At 71.6% G+C, this 20,084-nt stretch carries 19 protein-coding genes and 1 pseudogene; 9 read left to right on the plus strand and 11 right to left on the minus strand.

Features of this window, described 5'->3' with window-relative positions; genetic code table 11:
* Positions 1 to 10: 10 nt before the first annotated feature.
* A pseudogene (locus tag ABZU32_RS07800) lies at positions 11 to 211 on the plus strand (DUF4184 family protein); the annotation flags it as partial.
* 257 nt (positions 212 to 468) lie between these two features.
* On the opposite strand, the gene ABZU32_RS07805 reads toward ABZU32_RS07800, so the two are convergent.
* From ABZU32_RS07805 to ABZU32_RS07820, 4 genes are all read right to left on the minus strand, one after another.
* A complete protein-coding gene (locus ABZU32_RS07805) occupies positions 469 to 1,554 on the minus strand; it encodes a cobalamin-dependent protein (RefSeq protein ID WP_354918654.1) in 1,086 nt (361 codons plus the stop codon).
* On the minus strand, positions 1,551 to 3,548 hold the full coding sequence (locus ABZU32_RS07810; RefSeq protein WP_354918657.1) for a SpoIIE family protein phosphatase: 1,998 nt from the start codon (positions 3,546 to 3,548) through the stop codon (positions 1,551 to 1,553). Before ABZU32_RS07810 ends, ABZU32_RS07805 begins: the two co-directional genes overlap by 4 nt.
* Before the next feature lie 133 nt (positions 3,549 to 3,681).
* On the minus strand, positions 3,682 to 3,960 hold the full coding sequence (locus ABZU32_RS07815) for a hypothetical protein (RefSeq protein WP_354918660.1): 279 nt from the start codon (positions 3,958 to 3,960) through the stop codon (positions 3,682 to 3,684).
* A 298-nt stretch (positions 3,961 to 4,258) separates the two neighbouring features.
* Positions 4,259 to 5,035, minus strand: a complete 777-nt coding sequence (locus tag ABZU32_RS07820) for a TetR/AcrR family transcriptional regulator (protein ID WP_354918663.1) — start codon at positions 5,033 to 5,035, stop codon at positions 4,259 to 4,261.
* Between the two features lie 138 nt (positions 5,036 to 5,173).
* Here ABZU32_RS07820 and ABZU32_RS07825 point away from each other — a divergent pair, with 138 nt between their 5' ends.
* Positions 5,174 to 5,950, plus strand: coding sequence for a DUF2306 domain-containing protein (locus ABZU32_RS07825; protein WP_354918666.1), 777 nt, complete (start codon positions 5,174 to 5,176; stop codon positions 5,948 to 5,950).
* Positions 5,951 to 5,982: 32 nt separating this feature from the next.
* On the opposite strand, the gene ABZU32_RS07830 is transcribed toward ABZU32_RS07825, so the two are convergent.
* Complete coding sequence (locus ABZU32_RS07830; RefSeq protein ID WP_354918669.1) at positions 5,983 to 6,774, minus strand: glycosyltransferase family 2 protein; 792 nt, start codon at positions 6,772 to 6,774, stop codon at positions 5,983 to 5,985.
* A 297-nt stretch (positions 6,775 to 7,071) separates the two neighbouring features.
* On the opposite strand from ABZU32_RS07830, the gene ABZU32_RS07835 reads away from it, so the two are divergent.
* The 3 genes from ABZU32_RS07835 to ABZU32_RS07845 all read left to right on the plus strand — a co-directional run bounded on the left by ABZU32_RS07835 (position 7,072) and on the right by ABZU32_RS07845 (position 9,584).
* Positions 7,072 to 7,848, plus strand: a complete 777-nt coding sequence (locus ABZU32_RS07835; RefSeq protein WP_354918672.1) for a CPBP family intramembrane glutamic endopeptidase — start codon at positions 7,072 to 7,074, stop codon at positions 7,846 to 7,848.
* Between the two features lie 107 nt (positions 7,849 to 7,955).
* Positions 7,956 to 8,765 carry a polysaccharide deacetylase family protein gene (locus ABZU32_RS07840; protein WP_354918675.1) on the plus strand — a complete coding sequence of 270 codons (810 nt, stop codon included), beginning with the start codon at positions 7,956 to 7,958 and terminating at the stop codon, positions 8,763 to 8,765.
* A gap of 117 nt (positions 8,766 to 8,882) precedes the next feature.
* Positions 8,883 to 9,584 (plus strand): HNH endonuclease family protein, encoded by a 702-nt coding sequence (locus tag ABZU32_RS07845; RefSeq protein WP_354918678.1) that lies wholly within the window; start codon positions 8,883 to 8,885, stop codon positions 9,582 to 9,584.
* 111 nt (positions 9,585 to 9,695) lie between these two features.
* Here ABZU32_RS07845 and ABZU32_RS07850 read toward each other — a convergent pair whose 3' ends face one another.
* On the minus strand, positions 9,696 to 10,004 hold the full coding sequence (locus tag ABZU32_RS07850) for a hypothetical protein (protein WP_354918681.1): 309 nt from the start codon (positions 10,002 to 10,004) through the stop codon (positions 9,696 to 9,698).
* Between the two features lie 354 nt (positions 10,005 to 10,358).
* On the opposite strand from ABZU32_RS07850, the gene ABZU32_RS07855 reads away from it, so the two are divergent.
* Positions 10,359 to 12,587 carry a molybdopterin-dependent oxidoreductase gene (locus tag ABZU32_RS07855; protein WP_354918684.1) on the plus strand — a complete coding sequence of 743 codons (2,229 nt, stop codon included), beginning with the start codon at positions 10,359 to 10,361 and terminating at the stop codon, positions 12,585 to 12,587.
* Here the strand turns inward: ABZU32_RS07855 and ABZU32_RS07860 are convergent.
* Entirely contained in the window at positions 12,524 to 13,690 is a 1,167-nt protein-coding gene (locus tag ABZU32_RS07860; RefSeq protein ID WP_354918687.1) for a sensor histidine kinase, read from the minus strand. The genes ABZU32_RS07855 and ABZU32_RS07860 overlap by 64 nt on opposite strands.
* On the minus strand, positions 13,687 to 14,544 hold the full coding sequence (locus ABZU32_RS07865; protein ID WP_354918690.1) for an MEDS domain-containing protein: 858 nt from the start codon (positions 14,542 to 14,544) through the stop codon (positions 13,687 to 13,689). The genes ABZU32_RS07860 and ABZU32_RS07865 overlap by 4 nt, the downstream gene beginning before the upstream one ends.
* A 300-nt stretch (positions 14,545 to 14,844) precedes the next feature.
* Here ABZU32_RS07865 and ABZU32_RS07870 point away from each other — a divergent pair, with 300 nt between their 5' ends.
* Complete coding sequence (locus tag ABZU32_RS07870) at positions 14,845 to 15,948, plus strand: acyltransferase (RefSeq protein WP_354918693.1); 1,104 nt, start codon at positions 14,845 to 14,847, stop codon at positions 15,946 to 15,948.
* On the opposite strand, the gene ABZU32_RS07875 is transcribed toward ABZU32_RS07870, so the two are convergent.
* A complete protein-coding gene (locus ABZU32_RS07875; RefSeq protein ID WP_354853473.1) occupies positions 15,927 to 16,607 on the minus strand; it encodes a polysaccharide deacetylase family protein in 681 nt (226 codons plus the stop codon). The genes ABZU32_RS07870 and ABZU32_RS07875 overlap by 22 nt on opposite strands.
* Before the next feature lie 318 nt (positions 16,608 to 16,925).
* Here ABZU32_RS07875 and ABZU32_RS07880 point away from each other — a divergent pair, with 318 nt between their 5' ends.
* A complete protein-coding gene (locus ABZU32_RS07880) occupies positions 16,926 to 17,288 on the plus strand; it encodes a YciI family protein (protein ID WP_354918696.1) in 363 nt (120 codons plus the stop codon).
* A gap of 113 nt (positions 17,289 to 17,401) precedes the next feature.
* Here ABZU32_RS07880 and ABZU32_RS07885 read toward each other — a convergent pair whose 3' ends face one another.
* Entirely contained in the window at positions 17,402 to 18,607 is a 1,206-nt protein-coding gene (locus ABZU32_RS07885) for a cytochrome P450 (protein ID WP_354918699.1), read from the minus strand.
* A 38-nt stretch (positions 18,608 to 18,645) separates the two neighbouring features.
* Positions 18,646 to 19,134 carry a hypothetical protein gene (locus ABZU32_RS07890; RefSeq protein WP_354918702.1) on the minus strand — a complete coding sequence of 163 codons (489 nt, stop codon included), beginning with the start codon at positions 19,132 to 19,134 and terminating at the stop codon, positions 18,646 to 18,648.
* A gap of 348 nt (positions 19,135 to 19,482) precedes the next feature.
* Between ABZU32_RS07890 and ABZU32_RS07895 the strand changes: the two genes are divergently transcribed.
* On the plus strand, positions 19,483 to 20,084 hold a 602-nt coding region (locus ABZU32_RS07895), incomplete at its 3' end, for an endo-1,4-beta-xylanase (RefSeq protein ID WP_354918705.1).

Raw genomic sequence — 20,084 nt, forward strand, 5'->3', positions numbered from 1 at the left:
ATCCACGCGCATGGCCTCCATAGCCCCGACTCGACCACCCATTCTGCCGACAAGTGGGGCGCAGGTCATCCTCGAAATCGATGCTCTGGTCGGCTGTGCGGACGGCCTGGCGGTCCGGGTTCAATGGGGCGTGCCTTTCACGTTGAGCCATGTCGCCGCGGTGGTGCCGTTGCGGAGGTGGTTGCCCCCGGCGGGGCTGGTGGTCGGGGCGGTGGTTCCTCGGCCGCCGGTGTGGGCGCGGCCGTGCTCGGGACGGGTGACGGCGCCGCGGCAAGCCTCTATGACCAGGTTCGCGCGGTGTTGCTGGGCGCGACGGCCGGGTTCACCGCCGTTCTGGTGGCGTACGCGGCGATGTGGCACATCGGTCGCCTGTGGACGGCGCGGCGGCGAGTCCGCCACTAGAGCCCGGGCGGGCGCGGTCGAAAGCCGGCTTGGGCTGTCGAACAGTCGGCTTGGGCTGTCGGGAGGTCAGCTTGGGTTGGCGGGAGGTCGGCTTGGGTTGGCGGGAGGTCGGCTTGGGCTTTGGGCGGTGTGGATGCCGGCGGTGAGGAGGGGGTGCGTCTGGGGGAGGTCGTGGAGTTGGTCGCGCATCAGGCGCAGGCCGAGGGCGAGTGCCGCCGGGGGCACGCCGCGCGCTTTGAGGATGTCCCGGGTCCAGGCGACGAAGTCGGTGAACAGCGGGACGTCGTCCACGTACAGCGCGGCGGCGAGGAAGTCGGTGAGGTGACCGAGATCGTCGGCGGTGGCCTCCCGCTGCCGCTCGTCGTAGGAGGCCATCGGCGGATGGGCCTCGGTGAGCGCGCGCATCGTGCGGGCGATCAGGTCGGCCCGGCCCGCCACGAGCCGGGCGTAGTCCGGGGAGGGCGGTTGTGGCGGGCCGCCGGGCGACGCGGCGGGGAAGGACGGCAGCAGCCCGGCCTCCAGCAGGTCGGCGGCGGCGTCCGCCGTCGGGGCCCAGCCGTCCGCGCCGAGCGTACCGGCGAAACGTCCGTCCGCCCCGAAACCCGCTCCGCCCGCGAGGACGGGGACGCCGGCCGCCTGGCAGGCGGTGATGGTCGCGTGCGCCCGGGGCAGCCGCGTGGTCAGGGTGCAGCTCACGGCCACCGCGTCCGGGCCGGTCTGGTGCAGGTGGGTGACCAGGTGGGGAGCGGGGACGCTCGCGCCGAGGAAGTCCACCCGCCAGCCGCGCAGCCGCAGCACCTCGGCCAGCAGCCGGGTGGCGAGCTGGTGGTACTCGCCGTCGGCGCAGGCGACGGTGACCCGGCCGAACCGGGGCGTGGGGCGCACGCGGGTGGCGATGGCGGCGACGGCCCGCTCGGTGACGGCCGTGGCCGCGTGCTCGCGGGCCACCGACCACGCGTCCGCCGCCCACAGCTCCCCCACCCGGCGCTGCGCGGGGGCGATGAGCTCCAGGAGCACCCGCTCGGCGGGCACGCCGTCGTCCAGCAGCGCCAGCACCAGGTCGACGGCGCCGTACTCGTCCGCCTCGCCGATGTGCTGCAGATAACGCTCGACGGCCGTGCTGAGGTCGGTGACCAGGGCGAGGTCGGTCATCTGTGCCTTTCGGGGAGGGGGCGGGCGCGGATGGCGAGCAGGGCGCGGTCGTCCTTGTCGCCGTGGGACGTCCAGGCGGTGGTGACCTCCTCGAGTCGTTGCACGACGGCCGAGATGGGCATGCCGACGCACGTGGCGAGGGCCTCCTTCAGCCGGTTCGTCCCGTACAGCTCGGTGCCGACGGGGCCGCCGGACGCCTCGGTGATGCCGTCGGTGTAGAGCAGGCACAGCTCGCCCGGGGCCAGCTCGACGGTCACCGGGCGGAGGTCGAGGTGGTCGTCGATGCCGAGCATGGAGCCCGAGGCGCTGACCTCCTCCACGCTGCCGTCGGCCCGCAGGATCAGCGGTTCCGGGTGTCCGGCCACGGCGACGTCGATCAGCAGGCGTCCCGCGCGGCCGGGGCGCAGCCGGGCCAGCACGAGCGTGGCGTAGGCGTCGGACGCCGGAGTGGCCAGCAGGGTCTGGTTGATCAGCGCGATCAGCCGTTCCGGCCGGTTCTCCACCAGCAGGAGCGTGCGCAGGCAGTGACGGATCCGCCCGGCCAGTACGGCGGCGCGGGCGCCCTTCCCGCAGACGTCTCCCAGGACGACCAGCGGCGCGTCCTTTCCCATACCCGCGCGAGCTGGGACATCCAGCCGGACGGCGGCGTAGGGGGCGTCCTGCCGGTCCACGCCCTGGGGCATGCCGGACCTGTCCAGGCCGTATGGGGCGCCTGGGGGGAGCTCGTCGCGGGGGACGCCGGGTCGGCTGGGGCTTGGGCGGCATACGTCGTAGAAGTCGCCGCCGATCAGGTCCGTCTGCTGCGAGGGGCGCAGCGATCCGGCGAGTTCGGCCTCGTCGAGGACCGGCAGCTCCGGCGGTAGCAGATCTTCGGTGAGGATCGCGTTGGTGGCGCTCTGCTCCTGGTACAGCAGGGCGGAGGCGATGGCGGCGCCGGCGCGGACGGCGAACGCGCGCACCAGGCTCTCGGCCGCCGCGTCGAAGGGCGGAGCGCCCTCGCGGCGGGCGAGCACGAGGACGCCGGCCGGTGTCCCGTTGCCGGGCAGCGGCGTCATCAGCAGGTGCGCGGCCTGGCCGAAGCCCTCGGGCAGCAGCCACCCGGGCGCCCGGGCTGCGTCGATCCGGAGGTGGGGCATGGCCGCGTACCCGTACAGCGCGTCGGTCAGCTCGGGCAACTCGGCGACGGACCGCGCCTCGCCCTCCCGCACGGTGGATCCCCACGCCGTGGCGCGCAGCCAGGAGTGGGACCGGCGATGGTCGGGGAGAAGCAGCACCGTGGCGGCGTCGGCGAGGAACGACGCGGCGAGCTCGGCCGTGGCGCGGGCGCAGCGGCGCGTGTTGAGCGAGCCGGACAGCCGGTGGCCCGCCTCGACGAGGAACTCCGCGCGCTCGTGCGCGGGCGAGACCGGACGGAACTCCGCGCGCTCGTGCGCGGGTGAGAGCGGACGGGCGCCGGCCGGGACCTCTCCTGCGACCTCCGACAGGAACCACGCCTGGTGGGCCGGGCCGACCATCTCTCGACGCACCCGGACCGTGCGCCCGCCGTGGACGGTGAGACGGCTCACGCCGATGGGCGTGGCCGGGTCGAAGAGAGCGGCGGCGGCATCCAGGGAGGCCGGGTCGAGGGGAAAGGGGTCGGTGTCGAGGGAGGCCGGGTCGAGGGGAACGGGGCCGGCGTCGAGGGAGGCCGGGTCGAAGAGCGCCGCGGCGGCGCCGAGGATGCCCGGGGCGAAGGGGCCGGCGGCGGTGGCGGCGGAGGATGTGGGGAGGCCGGGTATCGCGTCCGGGGCGATGCGGACGGCGGCGGCGTTGGCCAGCAGAACGCGCCCGTCCGCGTCGCAGAGCACGACGCCCTCGCCCGAGGCCTCCAGGAGGGCACGCATCAGCGTGGCGTCCGGAGTCATGGCCGGTGCCGGCAGGAGGTCGGTGCGGTGATGGGCGGGAAGTTCGCTGGTGGCGCCGGAGATGTCACCGGTCGGTCGTTCTCGTGACATCACGAGGCCTTCCACATTGGGTGCAACCAGCCTACCTACCGACTTATCCGGTAAAGCCTGCCTGTGCCGATCGCGCATAGCGGTCCGGCGATCACAGGTGCCGTCGTAGCCCTCGGGAATACCTGGAATGGGGCTAGGGGCGCCGCGATTTCCACCACCGTGGAGGAATTCTGACCAGCCCTTGGACGACCGCCGCCGCGCCGGCGCCGGGGGTCAGGAAGTGTTCGGGCGCGAGCGACGACGGCGGGCGCAGCAGCAGCCGGACGGAGCCCACGAGCAGCACCAGCCAACCGACGATCATCACAAGCTGCCGCAGCAGGCAGGCCATGTGCCCGAGCAGGCTCGACGTCTGCCCGAGCAGGCCGCTGGCGGCGCTGACCACCGTGGAGGCGTCCTCCAGCCTCCGTGCCACTCTGGGTCGTCTCGATCTGACCACGTGGCCCACCTCCCACCAAAGGATCTTTGAATCCCTTCAGAGGGGCTCGCTAGCGCAAGCAATATCAACCGGCTCGCCCGCCCGCAACGCCAGCCGCGCACAGTGGGCAACTCTTCGAAATCGTGTTCGATTGCATCCGGCCTCTTTGCCGGGCCCAGCGACATTCCTGCCCTCGCGGCAGGTGTGGCGCACCGCTCCCCCCGAGATGCCGCCGCGGTGCGGTTCAGGCCTTGGAAGCCTTCGCGGTCAGTGAGAACGGTGAGATCGGGGGCCGCTAACTTGCCGCCGGGTGGGGGCCGCGTTCGCGGACCAGTTTCTCGACGCCGTCGAGGATGCGGTCGAGCCCGAACCCGAAGTGGGAGGCAGGGTCCTCCACGGGCCCCTCGGTGTCGTACTCGTCGAAGACGCCGTCGTTGAGGGCTTCGGCCAGGGCGGGGAAGCGTTCGTCGATGAGGCGGGCGAGCAGCTCGCCGTACGACGGCGCCGCGGGGTCGTCCTGGCCGGGCGCGGCGCCGGGGTCGCTCGTGGACAGCTGCGTGTCTCCGCGCACGTAGTGCAGGACCAGCAGCAGCACCGACATCTTCTCGCGCGGCCGCAGCGCGGTGCCGCCGAGGGCGCGCAGCCCGGCGTCCAGCCAGGCCAGCTGCCCCGGGTCGAGCGGCGGTGTCCCCGCGGTCGTCACCTGCAGGATCCACGGGTGCCTGCGGTAGACGCCGGTCAGCTCCACCGCCCATCGGCGCAGCTCGGCGCGCCAGTCGGCCGGCGTGGGCGAGATCTCGGGCGCCGGCCCGGGCGCGGCGTCCAGCATGAACGTCCACAGCTCGTGCTTGTTGGCGACGTGCCGGTACAGCGACATGGTGGCGCACCCGAGCCGCTCCGCCAGGCGGGCCATGGACAGCGCCGCCAGGCCCTCGGTGTCGGCGATGGCGATCGCGGTGGTGACGATGCGGTCGAGGCTCAGCGCCTGCGCCGGGCCCCGCGCGCGGCGTTCGGAACGACCCCACAGGACTTCCAGCGTGCGGGGCAGCTCTCCGCCGGTCTTCTCGCTCATCGGCGCCATCCTACCGTTCTGCGTAGGGCATACGCCATGTGTATGGCATACGCTCAGCGTATTCCCTACGCCCTGCGTATCAGATACGCTCAGCGTATGTCATACGCAGCCAGCCACCCTTCCCGATGAGGAGCCGTCATGGTCATGACCACCGAGAGCCCGTCCTCCCCGCCCCCCGGTCCCTCGGCCGGCTCCGTTCCGCCCCGCCGATGGTGGCAGCGGCCGTGGATGGCTCCGCTCGGCTTCATCGCCGTGGTGTTCCTGGTCTACTCACTGCCGCCGTACCTCACCGGTGACCCGGCGCTGTCCCGGGTGCCGCGACCGGCGGGCTTCTCGGCGCACTATCCCCTGCTGGTAGCGCACGTCATGTTCGCCTCGGTCGCGATGCTGACCTGCTTCCTGCAGGTGTGGCCGTGGTTTCGGCAGCGGTACCCGGTGGCGCACCGGTACGTCGGCCGGGTCTACGTCTTCGGCGGCGTGCTCCCGGCCGGCCTGGCCGGCCTGGTCATCGGGGCGGGCACCCCGTTCGGGCCGGTCATCGCGGTCAGCAACGTGATGCTGGCGCTGCTGTGGCTGTCGTTCACCGCCGCGGGCTACCGGATGGCGCGGCAGCGGCGGTTCGTCGACCACCGGCGCTGGATGCTGCGCAGCTTCGCGCTGACCTACTCGATCATCACCAACCGCGTGTGGGGCGTCGTCGTCGCCATCGTGCTGACGCCGCAGTTCGAGACCACCTTCAAGGGGGACGTCACCATGTTCACCTGGACGCTGGCCGGCCTCGGCGGCTGGCTCGGGTGGACGGTGCCGCTGCTGGTCGTCGAGTGGTGGCTGGAGCGCGGCGAGGCGGCCAAGCGCCGCGCGCGGGCGCGCTCCCGCGCCGCCCGCCCGGCCACCGTGCACGGCGCGTACGAGTGACCGCCTCAGGGCAGTGCGTACCAGTGACCGCCTCAGGCGGCGACGTGCTCCGAGACCGGGGTGACGGCGGCGCGGCGTCGTGCGGGCAGGGGACGGCCGCGCTCGCGCAGGATGGTCTTGAGCACCCGCCAGCCGTCGCGCACGGCGTGCAGGTTGCTCGTGCCGTGGATGCGGCAGCGCTCGTGGCTCGGGATCTCCTGCACGGCGAGCCCGGACTTGGCCGCCCGGACGTTCATCAGCGTCTCGATCTCGAAGCCGTCGCAGTCGAGGGCGAGAGCGTCCAGGTGGCGCGACCAGAAGGCGTTGTAGCCGTAGCACAGGTCGGTGTAGCGGGTGCCGTACAGCCAGTTGGTCAGCGTGGTCAGCACCGTGTTGCCGAGCGAGCGGGTGACGCTGATGTCGTCGGACCCCGCGCCCGAGGTGAAGCGCGACCCCTTGGCGAAGTCCGCCCCCGCGACCAGGGCGGAGACGAAGCGGATGATCTCGCGTCCGTCCGTCGAGCCGTCGGCGTCGATCATGACGATGATGTCGCCGCTCGCCGCCGCGAAGCCCTCGATGAGGGCGTTGCCCTTGCCGCGCCCGGTCTGCGGGACGACGCGCAGTTCGGGGCGCAGGGCACGGGCGACGGCCACGGTGTCGTCGGTCGACCTGCCGTCCACGAGGATGACCTCGTCGATCCAGCGTGGCAGGGTGGCGAACACGTGCGGCAGGTTCTCCGCCTCGTTCATGGCCGGAACCACCACGCTGACCGTCGCTCCGATGGCCAGGTCGTCGCTGACGGCGGTGTACTTGCCCTGGGGCGCGATGATCCCGTACGTCGTCATGGGCACATATTGGACCAGCCCGCCTGCAGGTGACTTGACAACCCCTTGCAAACCCATGGTCATCGACGCTTCCGGCCTGGTCAGAGGCGGTACGTCCGGCAGAGGGGCTTGACTGCCGCGCCGGGTTTCGGTCGGGGGATTAGGGCGGCTATATCGGACATGCGCCTTGATCCGTAGCCGCCGGTTCAGGTCGGCCACGTCCCGGGATACCTGGTTCACGGTGCCTTCTCCCGGGCGCCGGTAAGGACGGCCGAACCGCTCACGCTCGCCTGACGCCACGCGTGGGAGGCTACGCGCGTGCAGGATGTCAGTACGGGGAAGACCGGCCTCACTCCGCGGCTGGTCCGGGCCGAGCTCATCGTCGTCTTCGCCGTCTCGCTCGGCGCGAGCGCCCTGCGCTCCCTGATCTCGCTGATCGGCTCGCTCACCGCCCCCGCGGAGCTGAAGGCGCAGCACGCGGTGCTCGTCGGCACGAGGGCGCCCGGCCGTCCCTGGCTCGATCTGTCGCTGCAACTGGCCGACATCGCGATCGCCCTGGCCCCCGCCGCCCTGGTCGCCTACCTGCTGGTGCGGTCCGGGGAGTCGGCGCGCACCATCGGCGCCGACCTGCGCGAGCCGGGACGCGACCTGCTGCGCGGCGCGCTGCTCGCGGCCGTCGTGGGCGGCACCGGGCTGGCGTTCTACCTGATGGCGCTGCGGTCGGGCATCAACCTGGACGTCGTGCCCGACCGGCTCCCCGACGTCTGGTGGCGGGTGCCGATCCTGCTGCTCGCCGCCGCGCAGAACGGCGTGCTCGAAGAGGTCATCGTCAGCGGCTACCTGCTGCACCGCCTGGACGCGCTGGGCTGGCGGCCCTGGCGCGCGGTCCGCCTGTCGGCGACGCTGCGGGGCTCCTACCACCTGTACCAGGGGTTCGGCGGCTTCGTGGGCAACGTCGCCATGGGCCTGCTGTTCGGCCGTCTCTACCAGCGGTGGGGCCGGGCCATGCCGCTGGTCGTCGCGCACACGCTCATCGACGCGGTGGCCTTCGTCGGGTACGGCCTGCTCCGCGGCCGGGTGAGCTGGCTGCCGTGACACCACGGGCACGGGCGACCGTCTGATGGGAGGTGACTTTCACAAGTCGCCGGAGTTCATTCCTGTCGGTCCGACGCCTTTCGCACCGGAGTGGGTACCGTGACCTCGTGGATCAAAGCGAGGCCGGCCGTCGCCGCGCGCTGTGGGCCCTCGGAGCCCTTGCACTGGCGGGTTCGCTGGGTTCGCTGGCCGGCGACGCCGTGCGGTCGTCCTCACGCGCGCCGGGGGCCGCTCCGGCCCGGCACGGGCGGCGCAAGGCGCACCCGCGGGTCGCGCCACCGCCCGCAGGGTGGACGGCGCACGCGCTGAAGGCCCGCCACCAGCCCGTGCGCAGCCTGCACGACTTGGCGCCGGCCGCGCCGCGCAACGCCATCGCGCTCACCATCGACGACGGTCCGCACCCCGAGTGGACGCCCCGCATGCTCGACCTGCTCGCCGAGCACGAGGTCAGCGCGACGTTCTCGCTCATCGGCCTGCAGGTTCAGCGCTACCCGCGGCTGGCCGAGCGCATCGTCGAGGCCGGGCACCAGCTCTGCAACCACACGATGCACCATCCCATCCCGTTCAACCGCCTGTCCGCCGGGCGCGTCAAGGCCGAGATCACCGAGGCGCAGCGGCGCATCTCCGACGCCACCGGCGTCCACGCGAGGTTCTTCCGCTCGCCGGGCGGATCGTGGTCGCGGCAGGTGGTGCGCGCCGCCGGCGACCACGGCATGATCCCGATCGACTGGGACGTCGACCCGCGCGACTGGTCCAGGCCGGGCACCCGGCGCATCGCCCAGAGCATGCTCGCCTGCCGGCCGGGCGCCATCCTGCTGTGCCACGACGGGGGCGGCGACCGTTCCGAGACGCTCAGGGCACTGCGCACGGTCATCCCCCGCCTCAAGCACCGCGGCATGGCGTTCGTGGCCCTCTGACCCTGTCCGGCCGGGACTTGGCGGTGTCGATCACCGGATTTATGGGGATAGACGGCTCGACGAGTCTTCACCCGTCCGGCCCGGGAGGCGGCACTGAGCACGCGCGGGGTGGTCGCGGTGGCCGGAGTCGCCATCGTGCTCGTCTCTCTCGCCGGTCACGCCGCGACGAAGGACACGACGCGCGTCACCGAGCGCGCCGGCCCGCTGGAGAACCCGGACGGCACCAGGCCGGGCCTGGTCGCCATCACCTCGCGCATGGACCGGGCGGAGGCCGTCGACCTGATCCGGCGGGTGCGGGTCGGCAGTCAGGGGTCCAAGCGCGGGTACACGCGCACCCGGTTCGGTGAGAACTGGGCGGACACCGCGCGGGGCGTGCCGTACGCGCGCAACGGCTGCCGCACCCGCGACGACCTGCTCGCCCGGGACGGCGAGGAGGTGGCCTACCGCCGCGGGTCCCACTGCGTGGTGGTGGCGATGAAGCTGCGCGACCCCTACACCGGCAGGACGATCCGGTGGCGCAAGCACGATGCCGACCGCGTGCAGGTCGACCACGTGGTGCCGCTGTCGTACGAGTGGCGCATGGGCGCCTCCCGATGGAGCATGGCCAAGCGGGTGCGCATCGCCAACGACCCGCTCAACCTGATCCCGGTCTACGGCCCGGCCAACGAGGACAAGGGCGGCGCGGGGCCGGCGTCCTGGCTACCCCCCGTGCGGAAGGTGCGCTGCGCGTACGTGACCCGTTTCGCGCAGGTCGCGGTGAAGTACGACCTGCCGGTCACCAGGTCCGACAAGTCCGCCATGCTCGCCCAGTGCCGCTGACCCGCGGCCGGTCGGTTTCCCTCGCCCGGCCTGCGACCCCGGCCCGTTCCCCCCTCGGCCCGCAGCCGCGGCCGGTGGCCGGTCGGTCGCCTCCGCCGGTCGACGGCCCGGTCAGTGCCTCGCGCCGACCGGGTGGCGGTACTGCTCGGGCGCCATCGGCGCCTGGTTCACGTGCTGGTTCACGTGCGGCTCCTGCGGCGCGGGCGCGACCGGAGCCTGAGGGCCGGCGACGAGCCCGCGCACGGCGGCCTCGAGCTCCTCGGGGGTCTCGCCCTCGGCGAGCCGCGGGTCCGCCTTAGCGGCGCCCTTGGGCGTGGCCCAGAAGCGCCCGGTGTGCTCCCCGTACCACACCGTCCATCCGGGCAGCCGTGCCGCCAGTTCGCGTGCGACGGCCTTGCCGTCGGTGACCTCGTTCGCCATCACGACCCTCTTCCGTGGTTTCACCCGTCATCGACAGCCGGGACGGTCACCATCTGACGGAGCACACTGCCCGCGAGCTTCCTCGACGGGTGAGGCTCTCCCTTTACGGACGGTCGATCGGCCGGCTCGAACCAGACCGGACTGCCCGCTATGTCGCCGTGAAAACCCCCGGGACCCACCGTACGTGAGAAAAGCCGTTTATGGCCGTGAACCCGCTCGTAAAGGTGTGTGTGCTCCGGAGTCAGGCCCGTGACTACCCACCCGTATCGACCCCTATCCCACCGTTTGCTGGGGTTCCCCCCATCTCCCGCGCCTGCTCATCATGGGTCCAATCGACGATCTCAGGGAGTGCCGATGAGAACCGCGCACCGGACCTGTCCCCTATGCGACGCCGTCTGCGGCCTGCGGCTCACGCTCGACGACACCGGACGCGTCACGTCGGTCAAGGGCGACCCGGACGACCCGTTCTCCAAGGGCTTCATCTGCCCGAAGGGCGCGAGCCTCGGCCACCTCGACCAGGACCCCGACCGCCTGCGCGTCCCCCTCGTGCGCAAGCAGGACGACGAATGGCACGAGGTCAGCTGGCAGGAGGCCTTCGAGACCGTCGAGCAGGGGCTCAAGGGCGTCATCGACCGGCACGGCCGCGACGCCGTGGCCCTCTACCTCGGCAACCCGACCTTCCACACCATGGGCGGCATCCTGTACCGGGGGGCGCTGGGCCAGGCCCTCGGCACGCGCAACGTCTACTCCGCCAGCACGATCGACCAGATGCCCAAGCACGTCGCCTGCGGCTACCTGTTCGGCGACCCGCTCGCCATCTCGGTGCCCGACGTCGACCGCACCGACTACTTCCTCGTGCTCGGCGCCAACCCGGTGGAGTCCAACGGGTCGCTGTGCAGCGCCCCCGACTTCCCGAGCCGCCTCAAGGCGCTGCGCGGGCGCGGCGGGCGGCTCGTGGTCGTCGACCCGCGCCGCACCCGCACCGCCGCCGTCGCCGACGAGCACCTGTTCATCCGCCCGGGCACCGACGCGTTCCTGCTGTTCGGCATCGTCCACACCCTGCTCGCCGAGGATCTCACGACGATCGGCCTCGACGTCGCGGGGCTGGACGACCTGCGGCGGCTGTCGGAGGACTTCACCCCCGACATCGTCTCGCCGGTGTGCGGCGTGGCCGCCGCGGACATCGTCCGCATCGCCCGCGAGCTGGCGGCGGCGCCCACGGCCGCCGTCTACTCGCGCATCGGCGGCTCCACGGTCGAGTTCGGCACCGCGACGCAGTGGCTCGTCGATGTGATCAACATCCTGACCGGCAACTTCGACCGGCCCGGCGGCGTCATGTTCACCCGCACCGCCACCATGGACCTCGGCCGCACCGGCGAGCCGTACACCACCGGGCGCTGGCACAGCCGCGTGCGCGGGCTGCCGGAGTCGCTCGGCGAGCTGCCGGTGGCCACCCTCGCCGACGAGATCGAGACCCCGGGCGAGGGGCAGGTCAGGGCTCTGGTGTCCGTGGCCGGCAACCTGGTGCTCTCGGCGCCGGGCGGCCCTCGCCTGGACCGCGCGCTGGCCGGCCTCGACTTCGTGGTCTGCGTCGATCCCTACCTGAACGAGACCACCAAGCACGCGAACGTCATCCTGCCGCCGCCGCGCATCCTGCAGATGCCGCACTACGACTTCCTGCTGCTGTCGGTCACCGTGCGCAACTACACGCGGTTCTCCCCGGCCATCCTGCCGCTTTCCCCTGAGCAGATGTCCGAGGCCGACATCCTGTCGAAGCTCACGCTCATCGCCTCCGGCCAGGGCGCCGACGCCGACCCCGCAGCGCTCACCGAGATGATGCTGGACCAGATCCTCGGCGGGGCCACGCAGGCGCCGGGCTCTCCCTTCGAGGGCAGGGACGTCGCCGAGGTGCGGGCCTCGCTGATCGGCGACAGCGGGCCCGAGCTGCTGCTGGACGCCTTCCTGCGGCTCGGCACGCACGGACTGTCGCTCGCCGACCTGCTGGACAACCCGCACGGCATCGACCTCGGGCCGCTCACGCCCCGGCTGGCGGAGCTGCTGTGCACCGAGTCGGGCCGGGTGGAGCTGGCCGCGCCGCGGCTGGCCGAGGAGGCCGGACGGCTGCGCGAGCGGCTCGCCGCGCCGGCCCCCGAACTGCTGCTCATCGGACGCCGGCAGCTGCGCTCCAACAACAGCTGGCTGCACAACGTGCCCACGCTGGTCGGCGGGAGCAACCAGTGCACCCTGCACGTCAATCCGGCCGACATCGCCCGGTACGGCATCGGCGGGCAGGCGGTGATCCGGTCGGCGAACGGCGAGCTGGTCGTGCCGGTCGAGCCGAACGACGCCATCATGCCGGGCGTGGTCAGCCTGCCGCACGGATGGGGCCACGCGGGCAGCACCCAGCGCGTCGCGGCCGAGCACGCCGGGGTCAACGCCAACGCCCTCACGGACGAGTCGGTGGTCGACGTGCCGTCGGGCAACGCCGTGTTCAACGGCGTCCCGGTGACCCTCGCGCCCTACGAGCCCGAGGAGCCGGCGCTGACCGGGTCGTTCCCGCTTTCCTCCACCGCCGCCGTCTGAACGAGGTCCCCACCGGCTCCACCCGCGGCCGTCTGAGCGAGGTTCCCACCGGCTCCGGCCGCGGCCGTCCGGGCGAGGCTTCCGCCGGCTTCCGCTACGGCCGTCTCAGCGAGGCCTCCGCCGGCTCCGGCCGCGGCAGGGTCGCCGGGCGGGGACAGCAGGAAGTGCAACCGCACGGAGGTGCCCGCGGGCCGGTGGTGGATGCGCACCAGGTCGGCCAGCTCGTTGGCGATGAGCACGCCGCGCCCGCGGGTCGCGCCGTCCGCCGGCGGGACGCGCCCGGTCATCGGGTCGGCGATGTGCCCGGTGTCGTCGAGCTGGCAGGCGAGCACGCCGTCCTCGGCCCACACCGTCAGCGTGGCGGGCCCGGTCGTGTACTCGGTGGTGTTGGTGGCCAGCTCGTTCATCGCCAGCAGCAGCTCGACGACGCGCTCCCCGGCCAGGCCCTCCGCCATCGCCCGCACGGTGAGGAAGTCACGCACGCCCGGCAGCGCGCCGACGCCGGTGAAGGTGTACCGCTCGGCGTCGTCCGGCGGCGCGGGCAGTGGCCAGTCGAACGCCGCGGCCGTCTCGAGCGGGTCGCCGTAGGCGGCGCTCGCCCGGCTCCCGTCGGCGTCCTGAAGGATGGGGTGGGTGCGCTCGGCGTCGGCCAGTGCCGAGGGGTCGAGCGCCGAGGCGTCGTACGGGCACAGGATGGCGGCGTCCCGGCCGGCGAACGCGGCGTTGATCAGCGCCTCGTGCGCGACGCAGGCCGGGTACTCGACGGCGCTGCGGCCCTTCCAGACGGGCTCCCCGATGATCCACACGCGGCGGCCGGGGTGGGCGCCGGCGAAGGCCAGCAGGACCGAGGGGATGATGCGCCCCGGATTGCGGCCCGCGTGGGCCATGTCGGCGAAGGTCACGGCGTCGCCGTCGGCGCCGAGCCGCGCGCGGACCAGCTCGCCGTTGCCGCCGGGGACGGCGACCAGGGCGGGGTCTCCGGAGGCCAGCGCGCGCCGGACGAAGGCCGCGCAGCCCGACGCGTACTGGTCCGGGTCCCGGTAGAAAAGGCCGATGTGCTCGAACGGGCCGGCCGCCCGCGTGGACGGTGCGTACTGGTTCATGCGACGGCACCGGCGCAGGGATCGCCGCCCAGCAACCGCATCAGCTTCATCAGCGACACCGAGCAGCCGGTGATGCGCACTTCGGGCGGGGCGGTGGCGGCCGCGCCCATGAGCAGCCTGGCGGCGCCGGCGTCGGCGAACCGCAGCCCGGCCACGTCGAGGGTCACCGTGGCGTCCGGGCGGGACATGTCGTCGATGACGTCGGCCAGGGTGGCGGCCAGCGCGTCACGGTTGGAGGCGTCGGCTTCGCCGATCAGCCGCAGCCCCGGCGGCTCACCGGTGCGTTCCATGCGCAGCAGGGGCCGCCAGTTCCAGTCGGTGCCGGGTTCCATGCGGGACGGGTGCGCGGCCGAGACGCGCAGGAGGCTGACCTGGTCGAACAGCCGCCGGTCGTACAGGCAGAGGGCCATGGCGTAGCCGTCGGCGAAGACGCGGTTGACCTGGGCCTCGTACCAGTGGAGAGGGTCGGCGCCCACCACGCCGGCTCTCGCCCACGACATGTCGCCGATCAGACGCAGGGCCGTGTATCCGCCGCCGCGCGCCACGGCGATCTCGCGCTGCCAGTCGTCGAGCACCACCATGGGGTCGAACAGGCCGTTGGTGAGGTAGCCGTCCCGCGGGCGGCCCATCTGCAGTTGCCCGGTGCGTACCAGACGCCAGGCGTCCACGCCGTTGTCCGTCAGCTCGCGCAGCAGGAGGTCCGGGGACGCGTCGGAGAGGTAGATGATCTTCTGGTTGGCGCCGGCGCCGGCCTTCACGTAGCCCGTTATGGCGGCCAGCCGCTGGTGTTCGTCGTCGAAGGTCCAGCACACGTGGTCACCTGGACGTATTCGATCCACAACCGATGGATCCATCGGCCTCCTCATTCCTGGCGGACGCCTTCCCGTTCCGGTTCTGCTGTCCACCGGACCGGGCCGCCGTCCGCCGTGCTGCCGGGTCAACCCGACTGCACCGGGCCGCGATTCAGGCTACCAGCCGCATATCGACCGCCGTAGGTGAAAACCCCGCACCTGGTGGCCCGGTGGCCTCAGCCGCTCCCGGCGTCCCCGGCGGCGGGCGGCGGCGGGCGGAGGCGGGTCGCCGCTGCCGGAAAGCGGCCGCCTACCTGGAGGAGGACGGCTGATTCGACGATCTATATCGCTATATTCATGGCCATGCTGCTCCCGGCCCCCGAGGTCGCAGATTTACCGGTCGTGCATTCCGTCCGGCCACGGCTGCGCGTTCTCGATCTGCTGCGCTTCTGCGCGGCGTTCGCGGTGGTGCTCTTCCACTACGGGCACACGCGGGCGTGGGGGACGCCGAACGCCTTCCCCACCCTGAGCGCGGTGACCATGTTCGGGGTCTACGGGGTCCGCATGTTCTTCGTGATCAGCGGGTTCGTGATCCTGATGAGCGCGTGGGGACGCACCCCCGGCGAGTTCGCCTCCTCGCGGATCGCCCGGCTCTACCCGGCCTACTGGGCCAGCGTGATCATCCTCGGCGCGCTCGCGGTCGTGGGACTCACCACCGACCACCGGCCGACCCTGAGCGAGCTGATCGCCAACCTCACCATGCTCCAGCACGGGCTGCGGATCCGCGATCTGGAGCTGGTGTACTGGACGCTCTGGCAGGAGCTGGTCTTCTACGTGCTCATCGCGGTGTTCGCCGCGATCGGCTTCACCTACCGGCGCTGCCTGGCCTTCCTCGGCGGCTGGCTGGTGCTCCTGGCCATCGCCGAGCGGGTGGACGCCGACCTCCTCCAGGCCGTCCTCGTCCCCTTCAGCGCCCCGTACTTCATCGCGGGGATGGCCCTGTACCTCGTCCACCGCTTCGGCGGGTCACTGTTCCCCTGGCTGTTCGTGGGCGCCGGCTGGGCGGTCGCGCTCGTGCAGGTGCTGGGGGAGAACCCGCCGGCCGTCCAGCGGTTCGGGCAGAACCTGGGGTCCGCCCTGGTGGTCGGCGTGATCTCCCTGATCTTCCTGGTGATGGTCCTGGTCGCGCTCGGCACCTTCGACGGGGTCGACTGGCGCTGGCTCACCGTGCTGGGCGCGCTCACCTACCCGCTGTACCTGTTCCACCACCACGTCGGGTATCTCCTCATCGGGTGGCTGCACGCGCCGCTGGGCAGGTGGCTCACCCTGCCCGTCGTGCTGGCCGCCGCGCTCGTCCTCGCGTACGGCGTGCACCGGCTGGTCGAGGTGCCCCTGCAGGACCGGCTGAGGTCCGCGCTCAACCGGTCCCTCCGCGCCGACGACGGCTACTCGGACCGCGCCGGGTAGACCTCGCCGCCCTTGAGCTCGCGTCCCTGCAGCAGCGCCGTCACCGTCACGAAGTGGTAGCCCTGCTTCTCCAGCGTGGTCAGCACGGCCGGCATCGCCTTGACGGTCTGGGGGACGATGTCGTGCAGCAGGATGACGCCGTTGCGCTTGGCCAGCTTCAGCGTCCGCGCGGTGATGACCTTGGTGTCGCGCGCCTGCCAGTCGAGCGTGGAGCCCGTCCACAGGATCTGCGGCAGTTCCAGCTCGGCCATCAGGCGGCCGACCCGGGAGTCGGTGGCGCCGTTCGGCGGGCGCATCATCGTCGGCCGCTCGCCGATCGTCTGCTCGATCACCTCGGAGGTCGAGTTGACCTCCTGCATGATCTCGTCATCGGTCAGCTTGGTGAGATCGGGGTGGGTCCAGGTGTGGTTTCCCACCTCGTGGCCCTCCGCCACGATGCGCCTGGCCAGCTCGGCCCGGCCTTCGACCTTGCGGCCGAGCAGGAAGAAGGTGGCCTTGGCCTTGTGCTTCTTCAGCGTGTCGAGCAGTTCGGGGGTGTAGGGCCACGGCCCGTCGTCGAAGGTCAGCGCGATGCACTTGTACCGGGCGCAGTACGGCTTGGCCGGCTCGTCCGCCTTCTTCCCCGTCTCGGCCGCCGCCGGAACGGTCAGCAGGCCCATCGCACACACTGTTGCCACAAGTACTCGGACTTTCCGCCACATGGCCCCGAATCTTAGTGAAACGGCGCACTAGTAGCGATCTCTACGCACGGTTCCGTGCGATCCGTCCCTGGCGGGCTCGTGCGCCCGTACCGCGCCGAAGGGCGACCCACCGGCGGTCGCGACCCTCTGACCTGGTGTTCCGGGGCAGAACGACGCCGACGAAAATCGTCCCGAAGAGAGTGTCGAAACGGCGTGCCGGCGTTCGACGCGTGTGTGACGGCTGGTCGACGCGTCCGGGATCCGCCGGACCCAGCCCGAGACGACAAGGGAGCGACAATGCGATTTCTCATGATGCACCGGCTCGACGAGCGTGCCCCCGAGGCCTGGAACCCCAGCCAGGAGTTCATGGAGAAGCTGGGCGCGTTCATCCAGGACTCGATGGAGAAGGGCATCCTGATCACGGCCGAGGGCGTTCACCCGTCCGAGCGGGGCGCGCTGGTCCGCAAGGCCCGCGGCGGGGGGATCACCGCGATCGACGGCCCGTTCACCGAGGTCAAGGAGGTCATCGGCGGCTTCGCGCTGCTCAACTTCGACGACCGCGCGCAGGCCGTCGAGTACGCCAAGCAGTACGCCGACCTCTTCGACGACGTCGAGGTGGAGGTGCGCCAGGTCGCGGAGGCCGACGACTTCCCGGCCTGACGACACCGGTGGGGGGCCGGCCCCATCGGGACCGGCCCCCGCGGGCGTCTCCGCGCCCATCAGGCGCGACGGGGGAAGAACGGTCGCGCCCGCCACGCGTCGGTCACGCGTTCTCACCCCAGGCCGAGCGGGAGACGGCGCACTCCTGTCAGAGACGGCGTGGGGATGAACTGCACGGGGTCCTGCGGGTCGGTGCGAAGGACGTCGAACCGGTCGAGCAGGATGTTCAGCGCGACCTGTCCCTCCAGCCGGGCCAGGGGCGCGCCCAGGCAGAAGTGGATGCCGCGGCCGAAGCCGAGGTGCGGGTTGGGCTCGCGACCGGGGGCGAAGACGCCGGGGTCGCGGAACTGGCGCGGATCCCGGTTGGCCGCCGCGAGCCAGACCATGACCATCTGGTCGGCCGGTATCGTCGCATCGCCGAGCCGCGCCTCCCGGGTGGTGGTGCGGCCGAGGAGGGGGAACGGCGTCAGGAACCGGATGGACTCCTCGATGACGGCCGGGATCGCCGAACGGTCGGCGCGTACCGCCTCCTGTTCGCCGGGGAAGGCGTCCAGGCACAGCACCGTGTTCCCGAGCAGCATCGTCGTGGTGATGTGACCGGCGAGCAGCAGCACGATGGCGAAGTTCACCACCTCCTCGTCGGGCAGGCGTTCGCCGTCCACCTCCGCCTCCACCAGCCTGGTGAGCAGGTCGGCGCGCGGCTGCCGCCGGCGTTCCGCGGCGTGCGCGGCGAGGTAGGCCGACATCTCCTTCCACGGTCCCATCGTGGCCGCGAGGTCCGCGCTGCGCTCCTCGGCGGACCGGTTGAGCGAGATCTCGGCGTCCCGCTGGAACAGCGCGTCGGCCCACTGTTTGAACAGGGCGCGATCGCTGCTCGGCACCCCGAGCAGCTCGGCGATGACGATGACCGGCAGCGGGTAGGCCAGGTCGGTCACGAGCTCGAACCGCTCGCGCTCGCGCGCCGCGTCGATCAGCTCGCCGGTTAGCGCGGCGATCCGCGGTTCGAGGTCGGCCACGACCTTGCGGGTGAAGGCGCTGCTGACCAGCTTGCGCAGTTTGCCGTGCTCCGGCGGGTCGATCTGGGTGATGAAGCCGTTCAGCGAGAAGTCGTCATCGCTGGGCAGCAGTTCCTTGGGAACGACGCGCATGGTGTTGGAGGAGAACGTCGCCGGGTCGCCGAGGACCTCGTGGGCCTCCGGGTATCCGTAGACGTTCCACAGCCCGGTGCCGGCGTCGAACTCGACCGCCGGGCCCGAACGGGGCCCGTGCAGCCAGAAGTGCCGTTCGGGGATGTCGTACCGTTCGACGATGTCGGACATCGCCTCTCCTTGGTTGAGGATCCCTCTGCCGATGTGGGTCAGGACGACCTCTCGCGGTACTCCTTCCAGCGCTCGAACATCCCGTCCGAGTCCTGCAGGATGAAGGCGAAGAACTCCCGGGTGTCCTCCAGCCGGCCGCGCTGGCCGGGCCGGTCGTCGCCGATGAGGGACAGCCCGAAGTCGAGCGTGTCGAGGCTCTGCCTGACGATGGCCAGCTGAACCCGCATGACCTGGTCCCATCCGCCGCCGACCATCCGGTAGCGGTGCTCGCGGGCGGAGGTGGGGACGCGTTCCACCATCCCGCTCAGCTCGAGCTGCCTGGCGACCGTGCTGACCGCGGTCTTGCTCACCCCGAGCGTCGCCGCCAGGCCGGTGAGCGACTGGTCGGGCGGGTCGCAGATCATGAGCCACCCGTACAGGCGGCCCATCGTGCGCGTCCCGCCCAGCCGCTCCATGATCAGTCCCATGCGATCGACGAACTCGGCCTCCGAAACTTTCACCCGCGCCAACTCCGCAATGATCGTCAACTACGTACTTTACGAAGTGTACGTTCGTCGATGCCGGACGTGAAGAGCGGCACGGACAGGACGGACCTCGCGGGCGTAGAGGGATGGCCGGGCTCATCGAGCGCTTTCCGGGGTCTCCCTCGGTGACGTCGCACCTCTGAAAGTTTCTCGCTGACTTGACACATTTCGGCAGGGTTTCCAGACTGTGTTTCCGAGGCGGCTCCTCCTGCCATGTGGTGGTGTGCGGTGAGGACCGTCATTCGTGACGCCCTAGTGGTGTGCGTTCCCTGATCACGGGACGCGGCGTCGATCGCGCGGGGTGACCCCAGCGTGTCCGCATTTCCGTGATTCAGTCTGGAGCACTCAGTCATGGGCATTAGAGAGATGCTTCCGCCGCTGCCTTTCAGGCGGCCGCGGGTTCTGATCGCCGCCGCCGCCGGCCTGCTCGGCGTGGTCGCCGCGGTGACGGTACCGACCATGCCGGCCGGTGCGGCGGCGAGCACGCTCGGCGCGGCCGCCGCGCAGAGCGGGCGGTACTTCGGTACGGCCATCGCTTCGGGGCGGCTTGGTGATTCGGCGTACACGACCATCGCGAACCGTGAGTTCAACATGGTGACGGCCGAGAACGAGATGAAGATCGATGCGACCGAGCCCAATCAGGGGCAGTTCAATTTCACTGCCGGTGACCGGGTCTACAACTGGGCGGTGCAGAACGGCAAGCGGGTGCGTGGGCACACGCTGGCGTGGCATGGTCAGCAGCCGGGGTGGATGCAGTCGATGTCGGGCAGTGCGCTGCGGCAGGCGATGATCAATCACATCAACGGGGTGGTGGGCCACTACAAGGGCAAGATCTACGCCTGGGACGTGGTCAACGAGGCCTATGCCGACGGCAACTCCGGTGGGCGGCGCAGCAGCAACCTGCAGTCGACCGGCAACGACTGGATCGAGGTGGCGTTCCGCACCGCGCGGGC

This window comes from Sphaerisporangium sp. NPDC005288, from assembly GCF_040607475.1.
Lineage (GTDB): Bacteria > Actinomycetota > Actinomycetes > Streptosporangiales > Streptosporangiaceae > Sphaerisporangium > Sphaerisporangium rhizosphaerae.

What these genes read in the sequence shown, in the direction of transcription:
- ABZU32_RS07825 (WP_354918666.1), top strand. Translation starts at nt 5,174, where the DNA reads ATGGTCATGACCACCGAGAGCCCGTCCTCCCCGCCCCCCGGTCCCTCG.
- ABZU32_RS07880 (WP_354918696.1), top strand. Translation starts at nt 16,926, where the DNA reads ATGCGATTTCTCATGATGCACCGGCTCGACGAGCGTGCCCCCGAGGCC.
- ABZU32_RS07865 (WP_354918690.1), bottom strand. Translation starts at nt 14,544, where the DNA reads ATGGATCCATCGGTTGTGGATCGAATACGTCCAGGTGACCACGTGTGC.
- ABZU32_RS07875 (WP_354853473.1), bottom strand. Translation starts at nt 16,607, where the DNA reads ATGGGCCTGCTGACCGTTCCGGCGGCGGCCGAGACGGGGAAGAAGGCG.
- ABZU32_RS07810 (WP_354918657.1), bottom strand. Translation starts at nt 3,548, where the DNA reads ATGTCACGAGAACGACCGACCGGTGACATCTCCGGCGCCACCAGCGAA.
- ABZU32_RS07870 (WP_354918693.1), top strand. Translation starts at nt 14,845, where the DNA reads ATGCTGCTCCCGGCCCCCGAGGTCGCAGATTTACCGGTCGTGCATTCC.
- ABZU32_RS07820 (WP_354918663.1), bottom strand. Translation starts at nt 5,035, where the DNA reads ATGAGCGAGAAGACCGGCGGAGAGCTGCCCCGCACGCTGGAAGTCCTG.
- ABZU32_RS07830 (WP_354918669.1), bottom strand. Translation starts at nt 6,774, where the DNA reads ATGACGACGTACGGGATCATCGCGCCCCAGGGCAAGTACACCGCCGTC.
- ABZU32_RS07885 (WP_354918699.1), bottom strand. Translation starts at nt 18,607, where the DNA reads ATGTCCGACATCGTCGAACGGTACGACATCCCCGAACGGCACTTCTGG.
- ABZU32_RS07860 (WP_354918687.1), bottom strand. Translation starts at nt 13,690, where the DNA reads ATGAACCAGTACGCACCGTCCACGCGGGCGGCCGGCCCGTTCGAGCAC.
- ABZU32_RS07805 (WP_354918654.1), bottom strand. Translation starts at nt 1,554, where the DNA reads ATGACCGACCTCGCCCTGGTCACCGACCTCAGCACGGCCGTCGAGCGT.
- ABZU32_RS07850 (WP_354918681.1), bottom strand. Translation starts at nt 10,004, where the DNA reads ATGGCGAACGAGGTCACCGACGGCAAGGCCGTCGCACGCGAACTGGCG.
- ABZU32_RS07855 (WP_354918684.1), top strand. Translation starts at nt 10,359, where the DNA reads ATGAGAACCGCGCACCGGACCTGTCCCCTATGCGACGCCGTCTGCGGC.